Here is a 23303-nt window from a genome sequence, read left to right as displayed (position 1 = left end):
AAAATGGTTACGAGCAATCGTAGCCATTTTTTATTCTGGCCTGATCCTGGCGATTGTTTTCGTCTTATTTGAAAATTGACAATGTCCCATTCCCTGCATCACCAATTTTTACGTTTCGCCGCCGTCGGCGCTTCCGGCACGGCCGTGCAATACAGCGTGCTGTGGGGCGGCGTGGAATGGGCCGGCATCAGCGCCGCCGCCGCGTCCGGCATCGGCTACATCCTCGGTTCCGTCGTCAACTACCTCCTCAATTACTTTTTCACGTTTAAAAGCGACAAGGGCCATGGCGAGGCGGCAAGCAAGTATTTCACCTTGCTGGGCATCGGCTGGTGCATCAATACGGGCCTGATGTGGCTGCTGGTACACCAGCTAGGCTGGTATTACTGGCTGGCGCAGGTGCTGGCGACGGGCATCGGGCTGGTCTGGAATTTCGCGGGCAGCCGCTGGTGGGCCTTCAAGCCGGTCGGCGCAGCGGGAAAGTAGTCATTTCGTCATAAAAAGAGGCGCACTGGCCACACGCAGGCGCCCGGTTTTACCAAAACAAGGGGTTAATCATGCAGTTCCTGGAACGCTATTTCAAACTGAAGGACAACGGGACCAATGTGCGCACGGAGCTGCTTGCCGGCCTGACCACGTTCCTGACGATGGCCTACATCATCTTCGTCAACCCGTCCATCCTCGGCGACGCGGGCATGCCGAAAGACTCCGTTTTCGTCGCCACCTGCCTGGCGGCCGCCATCGGCACCCTGATCATGGGCCTGTATGCGAACTACCCGATCGCGCTGGCGCCGGGCATGGGCCTGAATGCGTACTTCTCGTACACGGTGGTCAAGGGCATGGGCATGAGCTGGGAAGTGGCGCTGGGCGCCGTCTTCATTTCCGGCTGCCTGTTTATCCTCGTCAGCCTGTTCAAGGTGCGCGAAATGATCATCAACAGCATCCCGCCCGCGCTGCGCACGGCCATCACTGTCGGTATCGGCCTGTTCCTGGCCATCATTTCCCTGAAAAGCGCGGGGGTGGTGGTGTCGAACCCGGCCACCATCATCGCCCTGGGCGACTTGCACCAGGCGGCGCCCATCCTGGCCATCCTCGGTTTCTTCATCATCGTCGCGCTGGACCGCCTGAAAGTGCCGGGCGCCATCCTGATCGGCATTCTCACCATCACCGTCGCCAGCTTCTTCTTTGGCGGCAACCAGTTCAACGGCATCGTTTCGACGCCGCCCGCCATCGAGCCGACCTTGTTCAAGCTCGACATCATGGGCGCGCTGTCGATCGGCATCGTCAACGTGGTACTGGTGTTTTTCCTGGTGGAATTGTTCGATGCGACGGGCACCCTGATGGGCGTGGCCAACCGTGCCGGCTTGTTGAAAGACGGCAAGATGGAACGCATGAACAAGGCCTTGCTGGCCGACAGCACGGCGATTGCCGCCGGCGCCTGCCTGGGTACGTCGAGCACGACGGCCTTCGTGGAAAGCGCTGCCGGCGTGCAAGCGGGCGGCCGCACGGGCTTGACGGCCGTCGCCGTCGCGCTGCTGTTCCTGGGCAGCCTGTTCTTCGCTCCGCTGGCGCACACGGTGCCGCCGTACGCGACGGCGCCCGCGCTGCTGTACGTGGCCTGCCTGATGCTGCGCGAACTGACCTTCATCGACTGGGATGACAGCACGGAAAGCATTCCTGCCGCCATCACGGCGCTGATGATGCCGTTTACCTATTCCGTGGCCAGCGGCGTGGCGTTCGGCTTCATCACCTATGCCGTCTTGAAACTGTTGACGGGCAAGGGCAAGCAGGTATCGGTGGTGGCTTATATCATCGCCGCCATCTTCCTGTTCAAGTTTATCTACCTGGGCGAATAGCAAGTTTGCCGGCAAGCAGTTGCCGCAGCAATGACAAGGCCGCCCGTGCATCCGCATCGGCGGCCTTTTTTGATGGGCGGCTGAGAACCTATCCCAGTAGATGAATACATCCGCTGCTGGCGCCCCTCAAAAGCGGGGACTGCGTTGTTCGTCGTTGCGTGGCTCGCCACGCGTCCTCCTCACGCCTTGTCCGCGCTCCTGATCCGCTGCCAGCAGAAGACGCTCCCTACTGGGATAGGCTCTTACATCAGCAGTGCGGCCACCAGGTCTTTCTTGTGGTCGCCGGCGCTGCCGTCGAAGCGCAACGCCGCTTCCACATGCGCCAGGTGCTCGACCATCAGGCGCGCCGCCAGGTCGGCGTCGCCGCTGCGCGCCGCGTCGAGAAAGCGGCCGTGTTCGTCGCACGAGCAGGCCGCGTCGTGGCCGGACTGGTACAGCATGGTGATGAGCGAGCTGCGGCCCACGAGTTCGCGCACGATGTCGCGCAGCACGGCGTTGCCGGCGATATCGGCCAGCAATACGTGGAAGTCGCCCAGCAGTTGCGAGCGCAGCGGCGTGTCCCGTGCCAGCGCCTGGCGTTCCGCTTTCAGGTGCCGCTCCAGCATCCGGTAGTCGGCAGCTTTGGCCCGCGCGACGAATTCGCGCGCCAGGGCCGCCTCGATGATGCGCCGCGCGGCAAAGATGTCGCGTGCCTCCGCCTCCGTTGGCTGGCTGACGAAGGCGCCCTTGTCAGGCACCATGCGTATGAGTTTGTCTTTCGAGAGTATCAGCAGGGCGGCGCGGATCTTGGTGCGGCTGACGCCATACAGCCGGCACAGCGCCTCCTCGCGCAGCCGCGTGCCGGGCGGCAATTGGCGCGCCACGATGGCGGCCGCCATATGCTCGGCAATTTCCGCCGAGCTGTCGCCGCTGCCGGGTTGGTCCACCAGGGTTGCGCTTGATTCTGTCATGTCGGATGAGAGCAGTAAGCCAGGGGCAAGGCGAACCTTGCAAGCGCATGTCCGCGTGGCGGCGTGGTTGACGCCCCGTTGCCGGCATGCGGTTGTGCGCCTTGCGTGTCGCTAAGGCCTGGCTATTCTACTATCTTGCGTGGCGCAGCGCAGACGGACCCTGCCATCTGGCGAGGCTGGCTCGCTGGCGGCCTGTTTTGCTGGCCATGCAGATTGAAACTGGACATGGGAAATTTTGACGTATATAATTCGGCCTCCTTTCCCTGATAGCTCAGTTGGTAGAGCGACGGACTGTTAATCCGCAGGTCCCTGGTTCGAGTCCAGGTCGGGGAGCCAGAACAAGCAGCAGCAAAGGGCCACGTGGCAACACGTGGCCCTTTTGTCATGCGCGCACGGTTTCCCGTTCGCGCTGGCCATTGCTTCAGTGCCTTGGCGACGTGCGCGATGCCGGCCCGCTGGTGGCGGGGGCGCGCGCAGTGTTTCCCGGATCAGGGATCCACAAACACGTCGAAACGCACCTTCAGCGGGCTGCCCCACGAGATATCCACCCAGGCCCGGAAACCGCCGTTATACGGTGCGATGTTGTACACGGCCATGCGGGCTGAGCCGATAAAACGGTCCTGGGGCGTCGCGGCATACTCGCTGATGTTGAGCAATACGCGCGAATTGGCCTTCACGTTGGCATTGGCGAAGTTGACCGAAGGATGCACGCCATTGGCCGTCCACGTGTAATAGGTGGTGAAGGCGGCGGGGCTCAGGTTCAAGTCTTGTGCGGCAGCGCCTTTTGCACTCTTGCCTTCCTGTTCCATCGGCGCATCGGTTTCTTCCAGTGCCAGGTTGCTGCCGGTGCGGTGTTCTACTTTCATTTCCATGATGTACTCCTGATCGATAGTTTGGACGCCGCGCCTGTCGTCGTGCGGCAAGACGCCTTATCTGTTGCCGTGACGGCCAGTGTCACGTCCTGGCTGATAAGGTAGCCGCCTGCTCCATGCTGTTGGAGTAAGCCATTCTAGGCAAACGCGCGGGCAAAAAGCGCGCGGCGCCGCCGGAAAAACGGCGCACACTTGTGCTGGCGCAAACACCTTGCAAGCAGGCGGGAATATCTTTTCCAGCAGGCTATTTTTACGGGGCGCCACGCATGCCGTGCAGGACAATGGCACAATAGGCCCAGCCGACCTGCCGATGCGAGCCTAGCCCATGCCGATACTGAACCTGAGTGCCGAAACCGATATCTATTACGAATTGATCGAAGGCGACCCCGCCAAGCCTTGCCTGGTATTCCTGCACGAGGGACTCGGTTGCTGTGCGATGTGGAAAGATTTCCCCGCGCAGCTATGCCAGGCGACGGGGTGCCGCGGCTTGCTGTATGACCGCCATGGCTATGGGCAGTCGTCGCCGCTGGCGGCGCGCCGCCAACTCCATTATTTGCACGACTACGCGCTGTGCGAGCTGCCGCAGGTGCTCGCGGCACTGCTGCCGGGACAGGACCATTTTCTCGTCGGCCACTCCGATGGCGGCAGCATTGCCCTGATCTATGCGGCGCAGCAGCCGCCGCGCTTGCGCGGCATCATCACCGAAGCGGCGCACGTGTTTGTCGAGGGCATCACGCTCGATGGCATCCGCGTGGCGGATGCGGCGTTTGGCGCGGGCAAGCTGCGCGCGCTGGCGAAATACCATGGCGACAAGACGGAGACCATCTTCAAGGCCTGGTCGGATACCTGGCTCAGTTATGGTTTCCAGTTCTGGAACATCGAATACCTGCTGCCCTCCGTCGAATGTCCGGCGCTGGTGGTGCAGGGCAGCGAGGACCAGTACGGCAGCGCGGCCCAGGTCGACACGATCGTGGCGCAGGCGCTCAACGCCGTGCCCGCCATTGTCGAGCAGTGCGGCCATACGCCGCACCAGGAGCAGCCGCAGGCACTGCTGGCGCTGATGGAAGGTTTTTTGCAAGGTCGCATGGACGCGGCCACTCACCCGAGAACTGTATGATAGACCACCTGGATCACCTGGTATTGACCACCCGCGACAAGCCCGCCTGCATCGATTTCTATACGCGCGTGCTGGGCATGCAGCTGGAAACGTTTGGCGCCGGCCGCCATGCGTTCAAGTTTGGCGCGCAAAAAATCAACCTGCATGAGGCCGGCAAGGAATTCCTGCCCAAGGCGGACTTGCCCACGCCCGGCTCGCTGGACCTGTGCTTCATCGCCGCCGTGCCGCTCGACGCGTTCATCGCCCACCTGGCGGCGCTGGGGATTGCCATCGAGGAGGGACCGGTGGCCCGCACGGGCGCCAATTGGCCCATCCGCTCCGTGTATCTGCGCGACCCGGACCGCAACCTGATCGAAGTGTCCGAACGCGCCTGAGGTTCGTCAACCGCCGGCAATACCCATCAATGGCAGGCGGGATCGCTGTCCCAGCGGCCCGAGCAGATGCGCGAGCGGCACAGCATGCCTTCGATCAGGCCCAGCTGCTGACAGCGCCGCAACAGTTCCGCCGTTTCCTGCTCCCCCTCCCGCTGGCGCAGCACCACGTCGCGCACGGGCGCCGCCGTGCTTTCTTGCCGGTGCGCATGGGCCACCATCGCCGTCAGCAAGGTCACGTCGCTGTCGCCGGGCGCGGCAACCGGCCTCGGTCCCTGAGGGCGCGCGGCGGCCTGGCGCACGGGCGGTAGCGTCTTGTGCGGTGCGCTTGCTGTCGTGGCGGCCATCGCAGGCAAGGGCGGTCCCGCCGTATTGACGATGGTGGCCGCCTGCGACGCGTGCGGCGGCACCGTTGGCGCCGGCATTGCGGGCGGAGCCTCAGTCACCGCCGTGACGGGCGCCGGCGGCAGGGGCAGGGGCAGGACGTCCGTGTCATACGCGAGCACGGCCGTGATCAGCACCACCAGGCACAGCGCGCCAGCGGCCCAGTGCCGCCAGCCGGGGCGCCAGCGCAGTGCAGGTCTGGCCACAGGCGCGGCGATGCCGTGTTCGAGCTGCGACAGGATGCCCTTGCCTTCGATGCGCGCGCCAGCCGCGCCGGTCTTGCTCAACAGGTCAGGGCTGCGCGCCTGGCCATCCCCGTTTTTCAGTAAAGACAAAATATCACCTCCGCAGTGGAACAAACTCGACTGACCTTGATGTAAACCGCGCTCATGCGGACCTCGGACGCCTACGATCTAGCGATGCCGCCGAGCATGCTGCCCGGCCCCCGCTATTCCCGTCACGGAGCGCCCATGTTCGTCGCCCTGGTCTTGATGTATTTCCTGCTCGCCTGTCTTGCCTGCTGGCTGCTGCTGTTTCCCGGCGGCCGCGCCATCGTGCTGCACACGCTCGTCAACCTGGGCTGGCGCATGCAGCGGCGCGCGCAGCACCTGAAGGGCGGCAGCGGCGCGCAGTGGCAACGCGTGCAGCGGCACACGGGCTCGGGCATGGCGCGCGCCTGGCAGCTGCTGTGGCTGCATCGCTGGCTGAGTTTGGCGGGCAGCGTGCTGGTCATCGTGCCGCCGCTGCTGGCCTGGCTGTCCAGCGACCGCATCGCCTTGCGCGGCTATGCCGACCAGCAACACGCGATCAATGACCAGGTCAGCGATTTGCTGAAGGGCGAGCAGCTGGTGCCGCCGCCGGCCTTGCCGCCGCTGCTGTTTTCCACGGCGGAAGTAACGCAGCTGCGCCCGCTGCTGGGCGGCGCCAGCCGCAACTGGCAATTGCTCGACCACGATTTCGCGCAGCGCCTGCTGCTGGTCTTCAAGATCATGAAAGACGTGCATGGCTACGACATGGTCTTGCTGGAAGGTTATCGCAGCCCTGCGCGCCAGGATCAATTGGCGGCGGCCGGCCCGAACGTGACGAACGCGAGGGCGTTTCAAAGCTATCACCAGTATGGCCTGGCGGCCGATTGCGCATTCATGCATGAAGGAAAGCTCATCATTTCTGAAAAAAATGCCTGGGCCATGCGCGGCTACCGTTTATATGGCGTGACTGCCGAATCGGTGGGCCTGCGCTGGGGCGGGCGTTGGACCATGATGGATTTTGGCCACACGGAATTGCCGCAACCGCGCGTGCTGGGCAAGTAAGCCGCGCCAGTCATTCTAGCGCCGGGTTTCGGCCTGATTTTCACCGCTGCAAGCTTACTTGCGCGGCGTCAATGGCAGGCCAGCGCCTGCCGCGCGCTGGCACCTGGTACTTGTCATATGTCAACAAAGGCGCGCCGCATTGCTGTCAGCATGGGCCGAATCCGCCTCGCTGCGCGGCGGCGTTCCTCCTGCTTTGCGACCTCACCCTGGGCTCATCATGCTGCGAAGAATCTGGCATTTCCTCACCGACAGCTGCAATCTGACCATCCTCGGCTTCATGGCGCTGGCCGTGTTCCTGTACCTGGGCGCCGAAGTGCTGGAAGTGGCGCTGGTCTGGGCCCTGGCCTTACTGCTGCTGGCCTTGGTCACGTGGCTGGGCCTGTGGCTGTGGCGCCGGCGCCGCGCGCGGCGCGATGCGCAGGCGCTGGGGCAGGCCATCCTCAACGAAGCCGAGATCGCCGCCGCGCAAGCCGCTTCGGCATCCACTGCCGGCAGCACCCAGCGGGGGGAACTCGACGCCGTGCGCACGGGCATGCTGGCCGCCATCGAGACCATCAAGACGTCCAAGCTGGGTCTCAAATCGGGCGCCGCCGCCTTGTACGAATTGCCGTGGTACATGATCATCGGCAATCCGGCCGCCGGCAAGAGCAGCGCCATCCTGCATTCGGGCCTGCAGTTTCCCTTTGCCGACGGCAAGATCGTGCAAGGCGTGGGCGGCACGCGCAACTGCGACTGGTTTTTCACCACGGACGGCATCGTGCTCGACACGGCGGGACGCTACTCCGTCGTCGACGAGCACCGCGGCGAGTGGTTCGGCTTTCTCGACCTGCTGAAAAAATACCGGCGCAAGGCGCCCATCAACGGCATCCTCATCGCCGTCAGCATCGCCGAATTGAAAGGCGACCCTGATGTCGGCATGCAACTGGCGCGCAGCCTGCGCAAGCGCGTGCAGGACGTCATCGAACGCCTGGAAGTGTTCGCGCCCCTGTACATCGTGTTTACCAAGGCGGACCTGATCGCCGGCTTCACGGAGTTTTTCGCGGATGCCGAGCGTAGCGAGCGCGAGCGTGTCTGGGGCGCCACCATGCCCTACCAGCGCAAGTTGCCCACGGCGGATTTGCTGGCGTTTTTCGATCAGGGTTTCGATGAATTGCACGATGGCTTGACGGAACTGAGCCTGGCCAACATGGCGCACCGGCAACGCAAGACGATGGCGCCCGGCATCTTTACCTTTCCGCTGGAATTTGCCGCCATCAAGCCGGCCTTGCGCGCCTTCATCGCCACCCTGTTCGAGGAAAACCCGTTCCAGTTCCAGCCCGTGTTCCGCGGCTTTTACTTTACCAGCGCGCTGCAGGAAGGCGAGCCCGTCAGTGCCTCCTCGCAGCAGGTGGCGCGCCGCTTCGACCTGGCCTTCGCGCCGGCCCCGGCCGCGGTACCGTCCGGCGCGCGCCAGCATGGCTATTTCCTGCTGGAGCTGTTCCGCAAGGTGATTTTTGCCGACAAGCACCTGGTGGCCAACTATGCCAACCGCGCCAAGCTGCGCTTCAAATATGCCGTGTTCTTTGCCGCCACGGTGTCGCTGGGCGCCTGCCTGGGCGGCTGGAGCTGGTCCTACCTGGGCAACCGGCAACTGGTGGCCAACGTCGAGGCCGATTTGAATAAAGTGGTGAAGCTGCAGGAGCGGCGCCTGGACTTGCAGTCGCGCCTGGAAGCGCTCGAGATCTTGCAGGACCGCATCGAGCAGCTGGAAGCGTACCGCACGCAACGGCCGTGGTCCCTGCGCCTGGGCCTGTACCAGGGCGAGCTGCTTGAACGCAAGCTGCGCGAGGAATATTTTGCCGGTGCGCGCCAGGTCATGCTCGGCCCCGTGGCGGGCGCGCTGGAAGCCTTGCTGTTTGAAATGAACGCCAGCGCGGACCAGTTGCAGCCCACGGCGCGCACGCCGCAGACGCCGGCCGCCGCGCCAGCAGCGTCCGCGGCACCGCGCAGCGTCCAGTACCAGGCGGCCAGCGCGACGAATGTGGAAGATGCCTACAACGCGCTGAAAACCTATCTGATGCTGGCCGATAAGACGCATGCGGAAAGCAGCCACCTGAATGACCAGCTGACGCGTTTCTGGCGTGCCTGGCTGGAGGGCAACCGGGGCGCCATGCCGCGCGAGCAGATGATACGCAGCGCCGAACGGCTGCTGACGTTCTACCTGGCGCAGATCGGCGATCCGTCCTGGCCGCGCATCGAGCAGAAGCTGGCGCTGGTCGACCAGGCGCGCGAAAACCTGCGCCGCGTGGTGCGCGGCATGCCGGCGCGCGAGCGCGTGTATGCCGACGTCAAGGCGCGCGCCTCGACGCGCTTTCCCGGCATGACGGTGGCGCGCATCGTCGGCGAACAGGATCAGGCGCTGCTGGCGGGTAGTTACGCCGTCTCCGGCGCCTTTACGCGCCAGGCCTGGGAAAAGTTCGTCGAGGGCGCGTTTCGCGATGCCGCCAACCGCGAGCTGCAAAGCGCCGACTGGGTGCTGAAAAGCGCCTCCACCGACGACCTGACCCTGGAAGGCAGTCCCGAGCAGATCGAGAAAAACCTGGTGGCCATGTACAAGGCCGACTATGCGCGCGAGTGGCAAAAATTCGTGCAGGGCGTGGCCGTCGCCGATCTGCAAGGTTTTGACGGCGCCGTGCAGGCGATGAACCGCCTGGGCGACCCGCAGTCGTCGCCGATTGCCAGGCTGCTGACGACCATCTATCAGGAAACCTCATGGGACAACCCGGCGCTGCAGAATGCCCAGTTGCGCCAGGCCGAGCGGGGCATCGTCGCCTGGTTCAAGGAAACCGTGCTGCGCCGTGCGCCGTCGCCGCTGACGGCCAGTCCCGCCGCTCTCAATGCGCAGCTCGACCCGGCCCGCCTGGACAAGCCCATGGGACCCGTGGGGCGCGAATTTGCGGGCGTGGGCAAGCTGGTGGCGGCCAGGGACAACAATGCATCCCTGATGCGCGCCTACCTGGAAGCGCTGTCGAAACTGCGCAGCCGTTTGAACCAGCTGAAGAACCAGGGCGACGCGGGGCCGGGCGCGCGCCAGTTCATGCAGCAGACCCTGGAGGGCAGCGGTTCCGAACTGGCCGACGCCCTGAAACTGGTCGACGAGCAGGTGCTCACGGGGATGAGCGACGCGCAAAAGCAGGCGATCCGTCCCATCCTCGTGCGCCCGCTGATGCAGACCTTTGCCGTCATCGTCGCGCCGGCCGAACTCGATATCAACAAGACCTGGGCGGCGCAGGTGTATGAACCGTTCCAGAAATCGCTGGCCAACAAATATCCATTCGCGCCCACGGCGCGCATCGAGGCGAGCAACCTCGAGATCGGCCAGTTCTTCGGCCCGGAAGGCCTGGTGGCGAAATTCGTCACCACGTCCATGGGCCCGCTGGTGGTGCGGCGCGGCGACGTGCTGGCGCCGCGCACCTGGGCCGACATGGGCATCAGCCTGTCGCCGCAGGTGGTGGCGCGTTTCCCCGGCTGGATCGCGCCGCTGGGCGCGGGCGGCGTGGCGGCCACGTCGACGGCGGCGCAAACCATCTTCCAGATCCAGCCGTCGCCCGCGCCGGGCACCCTGGAATACACGGTGGAGATCGACGGCCAGCAGCTGCGCTACCGCAACACCCCGGCGCAGTGGACGAACATGGTCCATCCGGGCCCGCAAGGCGCGGCGGGCCAGCAGGGCGCGCGCATCACGGCCGTCACCTTCGACGGGCGCACGGTGGAACTGTTCAACGAGCCGGGGCAATTCGGCTTGAAGCGCATGATCGACGCGGCGGCCAAGAAGCGCAAGGATGGCGGCGTGTTTGAACTGCGCTGGGCGCGCGGCGAGGTGGCCGTGGCGGTCGACCTGAAAATCACCAGCAGCGCCGAGACGACGGGCGCGGGATCCGCCACGGCGGTGCAGGAGCAGGGCTTTCGCGGCATGCAGCTGCCCGAGACGATCGTCGGCGCGCCCGGTGCTTCTGCCGCGTCCCCCGCGCCTCCCGCGCAGGCCATCGCCGCCGCAGTCATGCCCGGAGTTTCGCCATGATGCGCGCGGCGCAGCAGGTGCGCCTCGGCTACTTTGGCAAGATTCCCGCGCGGGGCGACTTCATCAAGGCTTGCGACAATCACGCGCTGGTGCAGCTGCTCGACGACTGGCTGGCGCAGGTCATGACTGCCCTGACGGTGGAACCGCGCTGGAAGCTCAATTACGACGCCTTGCCGCCGCTGCGCTTTGCCTTCGTCGGCACGCGCAGCCGGCGCGCCATCGCCGGGCGCCTGGAAGCGAGCAATGACCAGTCGTTGCGGCGCTTTCCCTTCATGGCCATGGGCGCGCTGGAAGTCGATGACGCGGAGACCTTTGTCGCTTGCAGCCCGCTGGCGCTGGCGCCGCTGTGGCAGCGGGTGGAGCAGCTGTCGCAAGGCATCGTGGCCAGCGCCGAACCGGGGCCGGCCCTGCTGGCGCTGGCCGGCAACGTGGTCGAAGTCGAACCGGCGGCACCTGATCACGCGGCGCGGCTGGCTGCCTTCCTGCAGGCGCAGACGGTGCACGGCTTGCAGACGCTGCTGGCATCGCCCGCGTTTCCCGTGACGGTGCGCGAACTGCTGCTGGGCCTGGGCATGCTGCTGCAGCCGGTGCGCCAGAGCGGCTTGCCGCGCCTGGAAAAAAGCCTGGTGCTGCCGCTGCCGCAGGACGCGCAGCTGCGCGACCTGGTGGCCAGCTTGTGGCTGCACCTGATCGCGCCTTTTCTGAGCCTGGCCGATTTCGAACTGGCGCTGTTCTTTTCCCACCTCGACGAGGCGCCCGTGCTGGTGATCGGCTTTTGCGGCGCCGACCCGCATGGCTTGCGCGCGCTGATCGATCCGCAGGCCGGCTGCGAACGGCTGATCGTGTTCGACCAGCTGGACTGGGTCGAGGAGCAGCTGGGACGCGATGCCGCCCTGCGCCAGTTTTCCGCCTGCCTGCAGCAGGAACAGCTGTCGCTGCGCTCGGCCTGCGCCATGTTTGCCGATACCTTTGTCTGAAGGATTGCGATGAAATATCCTGTCATTCTCCTGCTGCTTGGTGCGGCCACTCCCTGCCACGCGCAGGCGCAAGCGCCCCAGACGCCGCTGCCGGGGCAGATCCTTGTCACGGGCACCCTGGCCGACGAGGCGGGCAAGGCGGCCGTGCTGGCCCGCCTGCGCGAACTGTATGGCGCCGAGCGCGTGGTCGATCAGATCGCCATCGGCAGCGTGGCCGTGCCGGCCAACTGGAACGCCTACGTGCACAAGCTGATCGCGCCGAACCTGAAGCTGATTTCACGGGGGCAGATCAGTATCGACGGCAATAACGTCAGCGTGCGCGGCGAAGTGGCGAACGAGGCGCAGCGCCAGCAGATCGCCAGTGACATCGCCACCAGCCTCAATCCCACCTACGTCGTCAACAACGGCTTGCGGGTCAAGGCGGCGGAGGCGGAGCAGGGCTTGCTCGATGCGGCGCTGGACAAACGCATCATCGAATTCGACAGCGGCAAGGCGTCCATCACGCCGGCGGGCCTGGCCATCCTCGACGAGATGGCGGCCGCCATGCTCAGGCTGCGGGGCCGCAAGGTGGAGGTGATCGGCCACACGGACGACACGGGCCTGCGCGCCAGCAATGTGGCCTTGAGCCAGGCGCGCGCCGAAGCCGTGCGCGCCTACCTGGCCAGCAAGGGCGTCGCGGCCGATTCGGTGCTGGTGTCGGGCCAGGGACCGGACCGTCCCGTGGCCAGCAACGCCACGGCCGATGGCCGGGCGAGGAACCGGCGCATCGAGTTCCGTATTGCGCAATAGATTGGCTTGACACCTCACAGAACCGTAGCGAGCGGATGAGAGTTGTGGCCGAGAAGCGCAGGTGTGCGAATGCACATTGAGCATCGCAGGCCGCAAATCTCGACGCGCAGTAGGTTCTGTGAGGTGTTCAGGGCAGGGTGATTGTCAGGTGCGCGGGGCGCGGCGCCAGCTTGACCAGGTCCGCATACGCGGCCAGGGTCGTTTGCGTGCCGCGCGTCAGATGGGTTTTCAGGCCCAGGTAGGCGCAGATGGCCAGCAGGGCGAAAAAACTCGACAGCGCCCACAGCGGCACGTCGCTGCCGCGCTTGTTGACCACCTGGTCGGGGCGTTCCGCGCGCGGCGCGAAGCCGCGGCTCTTGCCCTTGATGTGGGCGATCTCGTCGCCCAGGCGCGCCGTCAGGTAGCTGAGTTTTTCGCCGCCGTCGATCGCATACTTGCCCTGAAATCCCAGCAATAAACACATGTGGAAGACCTGCAGCGCCTGCACGCGCATGGCGCCCTTGCCGCGCAAGGCGTCGAGCCGGTCGAAAAAGTGTTCGCCGGCCAGCTGGTCGCCAAAGATCAGCAGCTGCAGCGGGCGCCGCTCCCACTGCTTGCGCAGGGCGAAAGGCGAAGCCAGGATGATTTCATCGACGGCCGCGCAAAACGCATACTTGGCTGCCTCGATATCGTCGCCATCGGCGCGCATCTTTTTTGCTTCGCGCTCGAAGTCGTCGAGGAAGGCCGTGATGCGGTCCATGAAGCTTTGCTCGTCGCCGGGTGCCGAACCGTGCTTCAGCATGAACAGCATGTAAAAGCCTTCGTGCATCAGGTCCAGCAGGGCGCTGCCGGCATGCCGGCTGCTGCTGGTTGGGGTGGAACCGCGTTGTCCCAGCAGGGAGGGCGCTGCGCGCCGTTCGATGAGCTGGCTCATGCCGTCACCGCGATCAGTTCCAGCTGCAGGTCGCGTATGCCGGCCGGCACGTACACGGAGATCGATTGCGCCTTGAGCATCTGTTCATATAGCACGCCACGGTTTTCAATCGCAAAATAATAGGTGTCGGGGCGCACGGGAATGGCGGCCGGCACTTGCGGCGCATGTGACAGTTTCAGGCCGGGCATGGCCGTGAGCACGCATTTTTCCACGTCGTCGGGCGCGCCCACCTTCACGCGCAGCGGCACCACGTCCACCAGTTCGATGGCGGGCATGGCGGCGCGGATCGCCAGGTACAAGGTGGTGTGCTGGTCGATCTTGCCCGAATCGAGCTTGCCCAGGTAGTACGACGGCTGGTCCTCGAGCAGGGCGATGGAAAAATACTTCGACGAGATGACGGTGTCGAGCAGTTCGCGGATGATGCCGTCGATGGCGTCGAAGCAGGCGCCCGGTTGCGCGTGGTCGTAGGCGGGCAGGCTGGCCAGCGTGTAATGCTTGGAGTAGCTGAGCAGGCCGCCCGCCAGTCCCAGCAGCGCTTCGTACAGGCGCTCCGGATGCAGGGCCGGATGGCGCACATAGTGCATCAGCGCGGCGGCGGCCGTGCTGACCGTGTGCAGCAGCCAGAACGAGGACACGTCGCCGGAGCGGAACTCGATCACGTTGCGGCTCGGTTCGCGGTGGTGGCCGTGCAGCGCGCTCACCTTCGCCTGCAAGGCGTCGAGCAGGTGTTCCAGCACGCCTTGTAAGCGCGGTGCGCCGGCGATGGCCAGGCTGGGGGCCATGAACGAGGGCACGGGTTCGAAGCCGCCCGATACCGTGCGCCGCAGGGCGATCAGCGGCAGGCAATCGTAGGAAGCACGTGCCTCGCTGTCGGGAATCAGCCGCACGGTCTTCTTCAGGTAGGCCACGTCGGCCACGGCGGACTCCGTAAACAGGTCGGGCGTGGCGCGCATGGCGTGCGCAAAGCGCGTGGCCGCCGGCATGCCTGCCGTCGATGCCTGCGCCGTGTAATTCATGCCTTCGCGGTTGAGGATGGGCAGCGCCGCGTAATATGTCACTTCCTGCACCGCCGGTGGCAGCGCTTCCAGGTCCACCGGCAGGGGCAGGGTATCGCTGCCGGGCGCGCCGTCGCCCAGCGACTCGAACACTTCGCCGTCGCGGAAGATCGCCGACAGGGCATGCAGGCGCAAGGTGCCCGTCTTCAGCGCCGCCAGGTCCCACGCCATGTGCGCCACGCCCCACAGGTAGGGATGCAGCGCGCTGGCCGTGTGATGCAGGCGTGCTTCGTGATACTGGTCCTGGCGCTGGAAATGCTGCGGCCGCAGGAACAGGCCCTCTCCCCACAAGATTTTCGCTGCCATGCCCATCTCGTTTCTCCTTGAATGTGTGGCGTGCCGGTGTGCCTTGCTGCCCTGCGCTACTGGCAGCGCAGGGCAGCCAGCGGCGCCATGCCGCTATCCATGCTGGCGACGCTGAGCGCGCAGGCGTGCAGGCCGACGGTGATGCCGCCGCGTTCCGCGTCCGCTGCGACAAAGGTGGCGCGCCAGCGCTGTACCGCAGGCGCGCGGAACAGGGCTACCACGCCGATGAAATATGCCTCCTTGCTGACTTTTTCCTGTACTTCGTAGCGCTGGCCCGGCACCAGCAGCACTTCCTTCACTTCCATCAGGTCGGCGCCCAGCGCGGTCTTTTCGCGCTGCGCGTCGAGGAAACTGTCGTAGGGCGCCTGCTCGAAGGCGGCGCGCTGGCGCAGCTTGTAGATGCGCGCCACCAGCGCCAGCGGCCGGCCGTCGGCATCCGTGTTGAGGCGCTGCGCCGCATGCAGGCGGATGCTGACATTGCGCGGCGGCTTTTGCGCGTCGGGCAGTTCCGCTGGCGGCTTGGCCATGCCGGCCACTTGCAGCGCCGCGTTGGCCAGGGTGCCGATGGCGCCGCCCGCACAGCCGGCCAGCAGAAGGGCCGGCAGCAGTGGCGCGGTGGCGCGGGCCAGGCGGCGGAGCGGGGCGTCAAATGGCATGGGTGATCTTTGCAAGGTGAGCGGTGGAAATAAAAGTGTTGCAGTCATTTAAGCGCATGCAGGGGCGACCCGCTTGCGTTGGCACAAAGTCCGCCTGCGATCAAGATAATTACTGCGCCAGATCAGGATTCATGTCGCTGCGCGCGGCTGTGATGTGGAACTTCTTCTTTGCTGATTAATCTCAATTTGGCAAAAAAAATGGCGATCAATAATGGCCTCCACCAAGGCGCCGCCCATCTTTCCCAGCGGTAGCGTCCTCCACGTGAAGGAATGCCCCGATGAAGCCAGCCACCATGTTGCCCCGTATTGCCTGCCTCGCCAGCGCCCTGCTGCTGACCGCCTGCGCCACGCCAGAACAGCCGGCGCCCCAAAAACCTGCCGCGCCGACCCTGGCGCAAGTGATGAGCGATGCCGATGCGGCCGCGCGTGCCGGCCAGTACGAGCGCGCCATGACCCTGCTCAAGGCCGGCGGCAGCAGTTACCCGGCCGACAAGGCGCCATGGCTGCAAATGGCGCAAATGAAGTTCGACCGCGGCCAGTACGGCGACGCCATCGGCCATGCGCTCGAAGCGCTGGAACGCGATCCGGACGACAAGGTCGCCAACAGCATCGTCGCCGTCAGCGGCTTGCGTTTGTCCGGCAAGGCGCTGTCCGACCTGTCGCGGCAAAACAATCTGAATGGCTCGCTGCGCTCGGAAGCGCAGGATCTGGCCAAGCTGCTGCGCGCGAGCATCGGCGAAGACGTGCTGGTGCCGCCGGCCAAGCGCCCGCCGGCGGCCGGCAAGCGCGCTGCCATGTCCGGCTCCGGCTCACCGGCGGCGAAGGGCGCGGCAGCGCCGGCAAGCGTGGCCGATCCGTTCAGCGGCTTGAAATAAGCGAGCATCCCCACCATCCCCTTGCAAAGGAAGCGACATGCCCAAGTCCGACAGCGTGCAGAAACGCCTGCAGAAGATACGCGCGCCGCGCGTGCAAATGACCTATGACGTCGAGATCGGCGACGCGATTGAAAACAAGGAGCTGCCCTTCGTGGTTGGCGTGCTGGGTGACTTTGGCGGCAATCCGGACAGCGAGAAAAAGCGCCTGAAGGACCGCAAGTTCGTCGCCCTCGACCGCGACAACTTCGACGAGGTGCTGGCCGGCGTGGCGCCGGTGGCGCGTTTCGCCGTGCCGAACCGCCTCAGCGAGGCGGGCGGCACGTTCGCCGTCGACCTGCATTTCTGTTCGATGGACGACTTCCGCCCCGAATCGGTGGTGCGCCAGGTGGCGCCCCTGCGCAAGCTGCTCGAGGCGCGCACCAAGCTGGCCGACCTGCGCAACAAGCTGGCCGGCAACGACAAGCTGGAAGACTTGCTGACGGAAGTGCTGAACAACACGGACAGCCTGGCCATTCTGAAGCCGCAGTTCCCGGCGCAGGAGGATTGAGATGAGCGCCCAGGCAGAAGCCCCAGAATCCCTCGCTGTATCCGCATCCGATGCGCCGGCCGCCACCGATTTGCTGGACCAGATCGTCGAGCAAAGCCGCGTCGCCAAGTCCGGCGCCGAACATGCGCGCGCGCGCGACCTGATCTCGGAGCTGGTGGCACAGGTGCTCGATGGCACGGTGCTGATGTCCAGCAGCCTGTCGGCCACCCTGGACGGGCGCGTGGCGGAAATCGACCGCCTGATCTCCACCCAGCTCAGCGAAATCATGCATGCGGCGCCGTTCCAGCAGCTTGAGCAAAGCTGGACGGGACTGCGCTACCTGGTCGGGAATTCCGATACGGGCACGCGCCTGCAGATCCGCATGTTCAACGCCACCAAGCGCGAACTGGTGAAGGATTTCCAGGCCGCGCTGGAGTTCGACCAGAGCAGCATGTTCAAGAAGGTGTATGAAGAAGAATTCGGTACCTTCGGCGGCGCGCCATTCGCCGCGCTGCTGGGCGACTTCGCCATCTCGCGCCAGCCGGAAGACATGTATTTCGTCGAGCAGATGTCGCACATCGCCGCCGCCGCGCATGCGCCCTTCATCGCCTCGGCCGCGCCGGAACTGTTTGGTCTGGAAAGCTACGGCGACCTGGGCAAGCCGCGCGACCTGGCCAAGGTGTTCGACACCATCGAGTACGCGAAATGGAAAGCCTTCCGCGAATCCGAGGATGCGCGCTATGTCGGCCTGACCTTGCCCCGCTTCCTGGGCCGCCTGCCGTTCAATCCCGTCGACGGCACCACGGTCGAAGGTTTTAACTTTGTCGAGGAAGTCGATGGCAGCGACCATCACAAATACCTGTGGTGTAACGCCGCGTATGCGTTCGGCTGCAAGCTGACGAGCGCCTTTGCCGACTACGGCTGGTGCGCCGCCATCCGCGGCGTGGAGGGCGGCGGCCTGGTGGACGACCTGCCGACCCACACCTTCAAGACGGACGAGGGCGACGTGGCCCTGAAATGCCCGGCCGAGGTGGCGATCACCGACCGCCGCGAAAAGGAATTGTCGGACCTGGGCTTCATCTCGCTGGTGCACTGCAAGAACACGGCGTATGCGGCGTTTTTTGGCGCGCAGTCGGCGCAGAAGAGCCGCAAGTACAACAGCGACGCGGCCAACGCGAACGCGGTGCTGTCATCCCAATTGCAGTACATCTTTGCCGTTTCGCGCATCGCCCACTACATGAAGGCGATGATGCGCGACAAGATCGGCAGCTTTGCCGCCGCCTCCAACGTGGAGGATTTTCTGAACCGCTGGCTGATGCAGTACGTGCTGCTCGACGATAACGCCAGCCAGGAACAGAAGGCGCAGTTCCCGCTGCGCGAGGCCTCGGTGCAGGTGCATGAAGTGCCGGGCCGGCCTGGCGTGTACCGCGCCGTGTCGTTCCTGCGGCCGCACTTCCAGCTCGATGAGTTATCCGTTTCGCTCCGACTGGTCGCGGAGTTGCCGAAGTCGACCAATTCCTGATCCACCCACCTTTCAACCAGAGGAGCACACCATGGCAATCGATGTATATCTGCAGATAGACGGCATCAAGGGCGAGTCCACCGATGACAAGCACAAGGACTGGATCGAATGCAAATCGGTCAGCTGGAGCGTCGCGCAGCCGAAGTCCGCCACCGCATCGACGGGCGGCGGCCACACGGCCGAACGCTGCGAGCACAAGGACATCGTCATCTCCAAGCTGGCCGACCTGGCCTCGCCGGTGCTGCTGCAGACCTGCTCGGCCGGCAAGACCATCCCCAAGGCGCGCTTCGAATTCATGCGCGCCGACGGTCAGGGCGAGCGCGTCAAGTATTTTGAAATCGAAATCGAGAATGTGCTGATCGGCGCCGTGACGCCGAACGTGGAAGAGGGCGATATCCTCGGTGAACACGTCGGCTTCAAGTTCTCGAAAGTGAAGTGGAAATACACGCAGCAAAAAGTGACTGGCGGCGCCGGCGGCAATACCTCGGGCGGCTGGGACCTGGCCGCGAACCGCGTGGCTTGATCCATGGTGCGCGGCGCGCGGCGGCCACCTTCGCCCGCGCGCCGTGCCGACTTTTCAGGAGAGCGCATGGACAGTTATGTACCTGGCCTGTTCGACCGCCTGATGGGCGACGGCGGTGCGGCGGGCGGCGTGGCGGTGCGCCTGTCGCTGGAACAATTGAAGGATGCGGTGGCGCGCGACCTGGAAGAGCTGCTCAACACGCGCGTGGCCCTGCCGCCCGGCGCGCTCGACGCCTATCCGGAATGCGCGGCATCCATCGTCAACTATGGCCTGATCGATTTCGCCGGCATGTGCTTGTCCAGCAGCGATGACCGCGCCCGCATCTGCGCCGCGCTGAAGGCGGCCATCGAACGCCACGAGCCGCGCCTGCGCAATGTGCGCGCCCGCCTGGAGCGCGAAGCGGGCGCCATCAACCGGGTCGGCTTTGTGATCAGCGGCACCCTGGCCGTGAGGTCCGGCGGCGAGATGGTCAATTTCGACGCCGTGCTGCAGCCGTCGTCGCTGCGCTATTCGATCAACCGCAAGGGAGTCGCCGTATGAGCAACAACCTGAAAACCCTGATCGCCAAGTTCAATGACACGGCGCGCACGGCCGCCACCCGCGCCGCCGCCATCTGCGTGGGCCTGGGCCAGTACGAAGTCGATATCGAACACCTGTTTTTGGCCTTGCTGGAACAGGAGCGCAGCGATTTCGTCACCATCGCGCGGCGCAGCGAAATCAGCCTGACGGCGCTGGAGGCGGACCTGCGCCGCGAGATCGGCAGCTTCAGGACGGGCAGCGCGCGCACACCCGTGTTCTCTCCCCATTTGCCGCTGCTGTTCGAACACGCCTGGCTGATCGCCTCGCTGGACACGGCGCAGCCGGGGCCTATCCGCAGCCGCCACCTGTTGCTGGCGCTGCTGACGGAACCGGAGCTGTCGCAGCTCGCGTACCGCGGCTCGAAGCTGTTCGCCCGTTTCAGCGTGGAGCAATTGAAGCACCATCCGGACAAGCTGACGGCCGGCTCCGGCGAGCAGGAAAGCGCGGCAGTGCCGCAGCCTTCCGAAACGGCCGTCGACCCGCTGACTGCCCTGGCCAGCAAAACCCCGGCGCTGGACCAGTTCACCACCGACCTGACGCAGCTGGCGCGCGATGGCAAGCTCGATCCCGTGATCGGCCGCGAGGCGGAGATACGCCAGGCCGTCGATATCCTGCTGCGCCGGCGCCAGAACAATCCGATTCTCACGGGCGAGGCGGGGGTGGGCAAGACGGCCGTGGTGGAAGGCCTGGCCTTGCGCATCGCCGCCGGCGACGTGCCCGAGGTGCTGCAGGGCGCGCACATCCACGCGCTCGACATGGGCTTGCTGCAGGCCGGTGCCAGCGTGAAGGGAGAATTCGAAAGCCGTCTGAAGAATGTCATTGACGAGGTGGCGAAAAGCCCGCATCCGGTCATCCTCTTCATCGACGAGGCGCACACCATGATCGGCGCCGGCGGCCAGGCGGGGCAGAACGATGCGGCCAATCTGCTGAAACCGGCGCTGGCGCGCGGCGCCCTGCGCACGATTGCCGCCACCACATGGAGCGAGTACAAAAAGTATTTTGAAAAGGATGCGGCGCTGGCCCGGCGCTTCCAGGTGGTGAAGGTGGAAGAGCCGAGTGAAGACATCGCCTGCGCCATGCTGCGCGCCATGGCGCCGCTGATGGAGCGCCATTTCGGCATCCGTGTGCGCGATGCCGCCCTCGTCGAGGCGGTGCGCCTGTCGCACCGCTACATCAGCGGGCGACAGCTGCCCGACAAGGCCGTCAGCGTGCTCGATACGGCGTGCGCCAAGGTGGCGCTGGGCCAGCGCGCCACGCCGGCGCAGCTGGAAAACGCGCACCGGCGCCAGGAACGCATCGGCGCGGAAATCGCCGCCCTGGCCCGCGAGGCGGCCGATGGCGAAGTGCCCGATAAAGCCGGCGCCGCACGCTTGGCGCAGCTGCGGCGCGAACATGACGAGGGGCAGGCGGCGGTCGCGGCGCTGGCGCAGCGCTGGGAGCGCGAAAAGGCGCTGGTGGCGCAGATCGGCGACTTGCGCGCGCAGCTGCGCGGCGAGCGGCCGGGCGAGATCGGCGCGGCGCGCCTGCTGGCGCTGAAGGACGAGCTGGCGGCCCTGCAGGGCGACGCGCCGCTGTCGCCGCTGGAAGTCGATGCGCAGGTGGTGGCCGGCATCGTCGCCGGCTGGACCGGCATCCCGCTGGGAAAAATGCTCAAGGACGAGATCCGCACGGTGCTGACCCTGGATGGGGCGCTGCGCGAACGGGTGCTGGGACAAGACCACGTCATCGAGGCGGTGGCGCAGCGCGTGCGCACGGCGCGCGCCAGCCTGGACGACCCGAACAAGCCGCAAGCCGTGTTTTTGTTCACGGGACCGTCCGGTACGGGCAAGACGGAAACGGCGCTGGCGCTGGCCGACCTGCTGTATGGGGGCGAGCGCAAGCTCATTACCATCAACATGAGCGAGTACCAGGAAGCGCACAGCGTGGCCGGCCTGAAAGGCTCGCCACCCGGCTATGTCGGTTACGGAGAAGGCGGCGTGCTGACGGAAGCCGTGCGGCGCCAGCCCTACAGCGTGGTGCTGCTCGATGAAGCGGAAAAAGCCCATCCCGACGTGCTGGAACTGTTCTTCCAGGTGTTTGACAAGGGCGTGCTCGATGATGCGGAAGGGCGCGAAGTCGACTTTCGCAACACGATCATCATCGCCACCTCGAACCTCGGTTCGGGCGCCATGATGGCCGCCTGCCTGAACCGGGCAGCGCAGGACTTGCCCACGCCGGCCGCGCTGGAAGAACTGGTGCGCCCGCAACTGGTGGCGCACTTCAAGCCGGCCTTGCTGGGGCGCCTGAAGGTGCTGCCCTTCTATCCCCTGAACGACGCGGTGCTGGCCGAGATCATCGTGCTGAAACTGGCGCGGATAGACGCGCGCATCGCGCGCAACCACCAGGCGCAGTTCAGCCATGACGCGGGCCTGGTCGACGCCGTGCTGGCGCGCTGCACCGAGGTTGATTCGGGCGCGCGCAATGTCGACCAGATCCTCAATGGCAGCTTGCTGCCGGCGATCGCCGAAGCGGTGCTGGCGCGCATGGCAGGAGGCGAGCCGGTGGCGTCGATACGCGTCAGCGCGAATAAGCAGGGACAGTTCAAGTACACGATCCGATAATCCATCTTCCGGAGAGCGCCATGTTCAATCTGGAGCAATTGCTGCACCCCGTCAGCGCCGTCAGTCCATGCGGCGAAGACCTCACCTTCAGCCAGGAGTTCGACGCCATCGCGCGCGCGCGCCAGCACGATGATCCCACTCTGGACCAGGGCGAGTGGGTGACGGCGCTGAAGGAAGCCGACTGGCCTTTCGTGGCGACGCGCTGCGAACAGCTGATCGCGGCGCGCAGCAAGGATTTGCGCGTGGCCGTGTGGCTGGCCGAGGCGCATGCGAAGACGCGCCACTTCCGTGGCCTGGGCGATGGCTATGCGCTGCTGGCCGGCCTGTGCGAGCGCTACTGGGATGGCCTGTACCCGCTGGCGGAAGAGGGTGACCAGGAACAGCGCATCGGCAATGTCTTCTGGCTGCTGTCACGCACGCCGCAGCTGCTGCGCGAGATCCCGCTGACCGAAGGCGCAGATGGCCTGTTTTCATCGCAGGATTTCGATGCGGCGCGCCAGCGCGCGGCCGCCAGCCTGGCGCAGGGCGCAGCGGATCAGGGCTGGGGCGATACGCGGCACGACGAAGGGGCGACCCTGGCGCAGATGGAGGCGGCGCGGCAAAGAAATACGCGCGCCTTTTCCGACGGCTTGCTGGTCGATGCGCAGTACTGCATGCAATCGCTGCTGGCGTTCGAGCGCAGCGTCGATGCGCGTTTCGGCGCTGATGGCCCGAGTTTTCGCGCCGCGCGCGAAGCGCTGGAAAACGTCATTCACTTCATCGCGCCGCTGTCGCCAGGCGCGGATCTTGCCGGCGCGCCGCCCTCCGCTGGCCAGGGCGCTGGCGGCAGCGGGGGCGCCATCGTGCAGCGCCAGCAAGCGCTGGCCCAGCTGCGTCAGGTCGCCGATTTCTTCCGCCGCACGGAGCCACACAGCCCCGTCGCCTACCTGGCCGAGAAGGCCGCCAGCTGGGGTGAGCTGCCGCTGCACCTGTGGCTGCGCGCCGTCGTGAAGGACTCCGCCACCCTGGCGCAGCTCGACGACATGCTGGGCACGAACAGTGCAAACGGGTGATGGCGCTGGGCCC

The 23303-nt window shown here is 65.5% G+C and carries 21 protein-coding genes and 1 tRNA gene; 16 read left to right on the top strand and 6 right to left on the bottom strand.

Annotated features, from left to right (window positions below):
• The first annotated feature begins 81 nt into the window (after window positions 1-81).
• Both O3297_RS13355 and O3297_RS13350 read left to right on the top strand, forming a co-directional pair.
• Window positions 82-483 carry a GtrA family protein gene (locus O3297_RS13355; RefSeq protein WP_305048914.1) on the top strand — a complete coding sequence of 134 codons (402 nt, stop codon included), beginning with the start codon at window positions 82-84 and terminating at the stop codon, window positions 481-483.
• 71 nt (window positions 484-554) lie between these two features.
• On the top strand, window positions 555-1853 hold the full coding sequence (locus tag O3297_RS13350; RefSeq protein ID WP_092606241.1) for an NCS2 family permease: 1299 nt from the start codon (window positions 555-557) through the stop codon (window positions 1851-1853).
• Between the two features lie 242 nt (window positions 1854-2095).
• Here the strand turns inward: O3297_RS13350 and O3297_RS13345 are convergent, their stop codons facing one another.
• Complete coding sequence (locus O3297_RS13345; RefSeq protein WP_052140687.1) at window positions 2096-2803, bottom strand: GntR family transcriptional regulator; 708 nt, start codon at window positions 2801-2803, stop codon at window positions 2096-2098.
• Between the two features lie 260 nt (window positions 2804-3063).
• Between O3297_RS13345 and O3297_RS13340 the strand changes: the two genes are divergently transcribed.
• Window positions 3064-3139, top strand: a tRNA-Asn gene (locus O3297_RS13340).
• 152 nt (window positions 3140-3291) lie between these two features.
• On the opposite strand, the gene O3297_RS13335 is transcribed toward O3297_RS13340, so the two are convergent.
• Window positions 3292-3675 carry a hypothetical protein gene (locus O3297_RS13335; protein WP_257219200.1) on the bottom strand — a complete coding sequence of 128 codons (384 nt, stop codon included), beginning with the start codon at window positions 3673-3675 and terminating at the stop codon, window positions 3292-3294.
• Window positions 3676-4000: 325 nt separating this feature from the next.
• Here O3297_RS13335 and O3297_RS13330 point away from each other — a divergent pair, with 325 nt between their 5' ends.
• Together O3297_RS13330 and O3297_RS13325 are read left to right on the top strand one after the other, a co-directional pair.
• The gene (locus tag O3297_RS13330) at window positions 4001-4792 is read left to right on the top strand and encodes an alpha/beta fold hydrolase (protein WP_070255744.1); all 792 of its coding nucleotides are present in this window, start codon (window positions 4001-4003) and stop codon (window positions 4790-4792) included.
• Complete coding sequence (locus tag O3297_RS13325; protein ID WP_092606235.1) at window positions 4789-5166, top strand: VOC family protein; 378 nt, start codon at window positions 4789-4791, stop codon at window positions 5164-5166. The genes O3297_RS13330 and O3297_RS13325 overlap by 4 nt, the downstream gene beginning before the upstream one ends.
• Before the next feature lie 26 nt (window positions 5167-5192).
• Here O3297_RS13325 and O3297_RS13320 read toward each other — a convergent pair whose 3' ends face one another.
• Window positions 5193-5882, bottom strand: a complete 690-nt coding sequence (locus tag O3297_RS13320) for a hypothetical protein (protein ID WP_305048913.1) — start codon at window positions 5880-5882, stop codon at window positions 5193-5195.
• A 135-nt stretch (window positions 5883-6017) separates the two neighbouring features.
• Here O3297_RS13320 and O3297_RS13315 point away from each other — a divergent pair, with 135 nt between their 5' ends.
• The 4 genes from O3297_RS13315 (at window position 6018) to O3297_RS13300 (ending at window position 12683) form a co-directional block, all read left to right on the top strand.
• Window positions 6018-6857, top strand: a complete 840-nt coding sequence (locus tag O3297_RS13315) for a M15 family metallopeptidase (protein ID WP_305048912.1) — start codon at window positions 6018-6020, stop codon at window positions 6855-6857.
• 217 nt (window positions 6858-7074) lie between these two features.
• Window positions 7075-10917 carry a type VI secretion system membrane subunit TssM gene (tssM, locus tag O3297_RS13310; protein WP_305048911.1) on the top strand — a complete coding sequence of 1281 codons (3843 nt, stop codon included), beginning with the start codon at window positions 7075-7077 and terminating at the stop codon, window positions 10915-10917.
• A complete protein-coding gene (gene tagF, locus O3297_RS13305; protein ID WP_305048910.1) occupies window positions 10914-11894 on the top strand; it encodes a type VI secretion system-associated protein TagF in 981 nt (326 codons plus the stop codon). The genes tssM and tagF overlap by 4 nt, the downstream gene beginning before the upstream one ends.
• A gap of 9 nt (window positions 11895-11903) precedes the next feature.
• On the top strand, window positions 11904-12683 hold the full coding sequence (locus O3297_RS13300) for an OmpA family protein (RefSeq protein ID WP_305048909.1): 780 nt from the start codon (window positions 11904-11906) through the stop codon (window positions 12681-12683).
• A 127-nt stretch (window positions 12684-12810) separates the two neighbouring features.
• Here the strand turns inward: O3297_RS13300 and icmH are convergent, their stop codons facing one another.
• The 3 genes from icmH to tssJ are packed head-to-tail and all read right to left on the bottom strand — an operon-like array spanning window position 12811 to window position 15613.
• Window positions 12811-13596 (bottom strand): type IVB secretion system protein IcmH/DotU, encoded by a 786-nt coding sequence (gene icmH / locus O3297_RS13295; RefSeq protein ID WP_305048908.1) that lies wholly within the window; start codon window positions 13594-13596, stop codon window positions 12811-12813.
• Complete coding sequence (gene tssK, locus O3297_RS13290; RefSeq protein WP_305048907.1) at window positions 13593-14963, bottom strand: type VI secretion system baseplate subunit TssK; 1371 nt, start codon at window positions 14961-14963, stop codon at window positions 13593-13595. Before tssK ends, icmH begins: the two co-directional genes overlap by 4 nt.
• A 50-nt stretch (window positions 14964-15013) precedes the next feature.
• A complete protein-coding gene (gene tssJ / locus O3297_RS13285; protein WP_305048906.1) occupies window positions 15014-15613 on the bottom strand; it encodes a type VI secretion system lipoprotein TssJ in 600 nt (199 codons plus the stop codon).
• Between the two features lie 278 nt (window positions 15614-15891).
• On the opposite strand from tssJ, the gene O3297_RS13280 reads away from it, so the two are divergent.
• The 7 genes from O3297_RS13280 to tssA all read left to right on the top strand — a co-directional run bounded on the left by O3297_RS13280 (window position 15892) and on the right by tssA (window position 23290).
• Window positions 15892-16488 (top strand): tetratricopeptide repeat protein, encoded by a 597-nt coding sequence (locus O3297_RS13280; RefSeq protein WP_305048905.1) that lies wholly within the window; start codon window positions 15892-15894, stop codon window positions 16486-16488.
• A 37-nt stretch (window positions 16489-16525) separates the two neighbouring features.
• A complete protein-coding gene (gene tssB, locus O3297_RS13275; protein ID WP_305048904.1) occupies window positions 16526-17035 on the top strand; it encodes a type VI secretion system contractile sheath small subunit in 510 nt (169 codons plus the stop codon).
• Between the two features lies 1 nt (window position 17036).
• Window positions 17037-18536 carry a type VI secretion system contractile sheath large subunit gene (gene tssC, locus O3297_RS13270; protein ID WP_151096536.1) on the top strand — a complete coding sequence of 500 codons (1500 nt, stop codon included), beginning with the start codon at window positions 17037-17039 and terminating at the stop codon, window positions 18534-18536.
• A gap of 31 nt (window positions 18537-18567) precedes the next feature.
• On the top strand, window positions 18568-19059 hold the full coding sequence (locus O3297_RS13265) for a type VI secretion system tube protein Hcp (RefSeq protein ID WP_034779593.1): 492 nt from the start codon (window positions 18568-18570) through the stop codon (window positions 19057-19059).
• A 66-nt stretch (window positions 19060-19125) separates the two neighbouring features.
• Entirely contained in the window at window positions 19126-19599 is a 474-nt protein-coding gene (gene tssE / locus O3297_RS13260) for a type VI secretion system baseplate subunit TssE (protein WP_151096535.1), read from the top strand.
• Window positions 19596-22238: a type VI secretion system ATPase TssH gene (gene tssH, locus O3297_RS13255; RefSeq protein ID WP_305048903.1), complete on the top strand. Its 2643-nt coding sequence runs from the start codon at window positions 19596-19598 to the stop codon at window positions 22236-22238. Before tssE ends, tssH begins: the two co-directional genes overlap by 4 nt.
• Before the next feature lie 20 nt (window positions 22239-22258).
• On the top strand, window positions 22259-23290 hold the full coding sequence (gene tssA, locus O3297_RS13250) for a type VI secretion system protein TssA (RefSeq protein ID WP_305048902.1): 1032 nt from the start codon (window positions 22259-22261) through the stop codon (window positions 23288-23290).
• The last annotated feature ends 13 nt before the right edge of the window (window positions 23291-23303 follow it).

Origin of the sequence: Janthinobacterium sp. SUN128, from assembly GCF_030587275.1 — a bacterium.
In the GTDB taxonomy this organism is placed as follows: Bacteria; Pseudomonadota; Gammaproteobacteria; order Burkholderiales; family Burkholderiaceae_D; genus Janthinobacterium; species Janthinobacterium lividum.
This window is presented reverse-complemented; position numbering and strand designations above follow the sequence as displayed.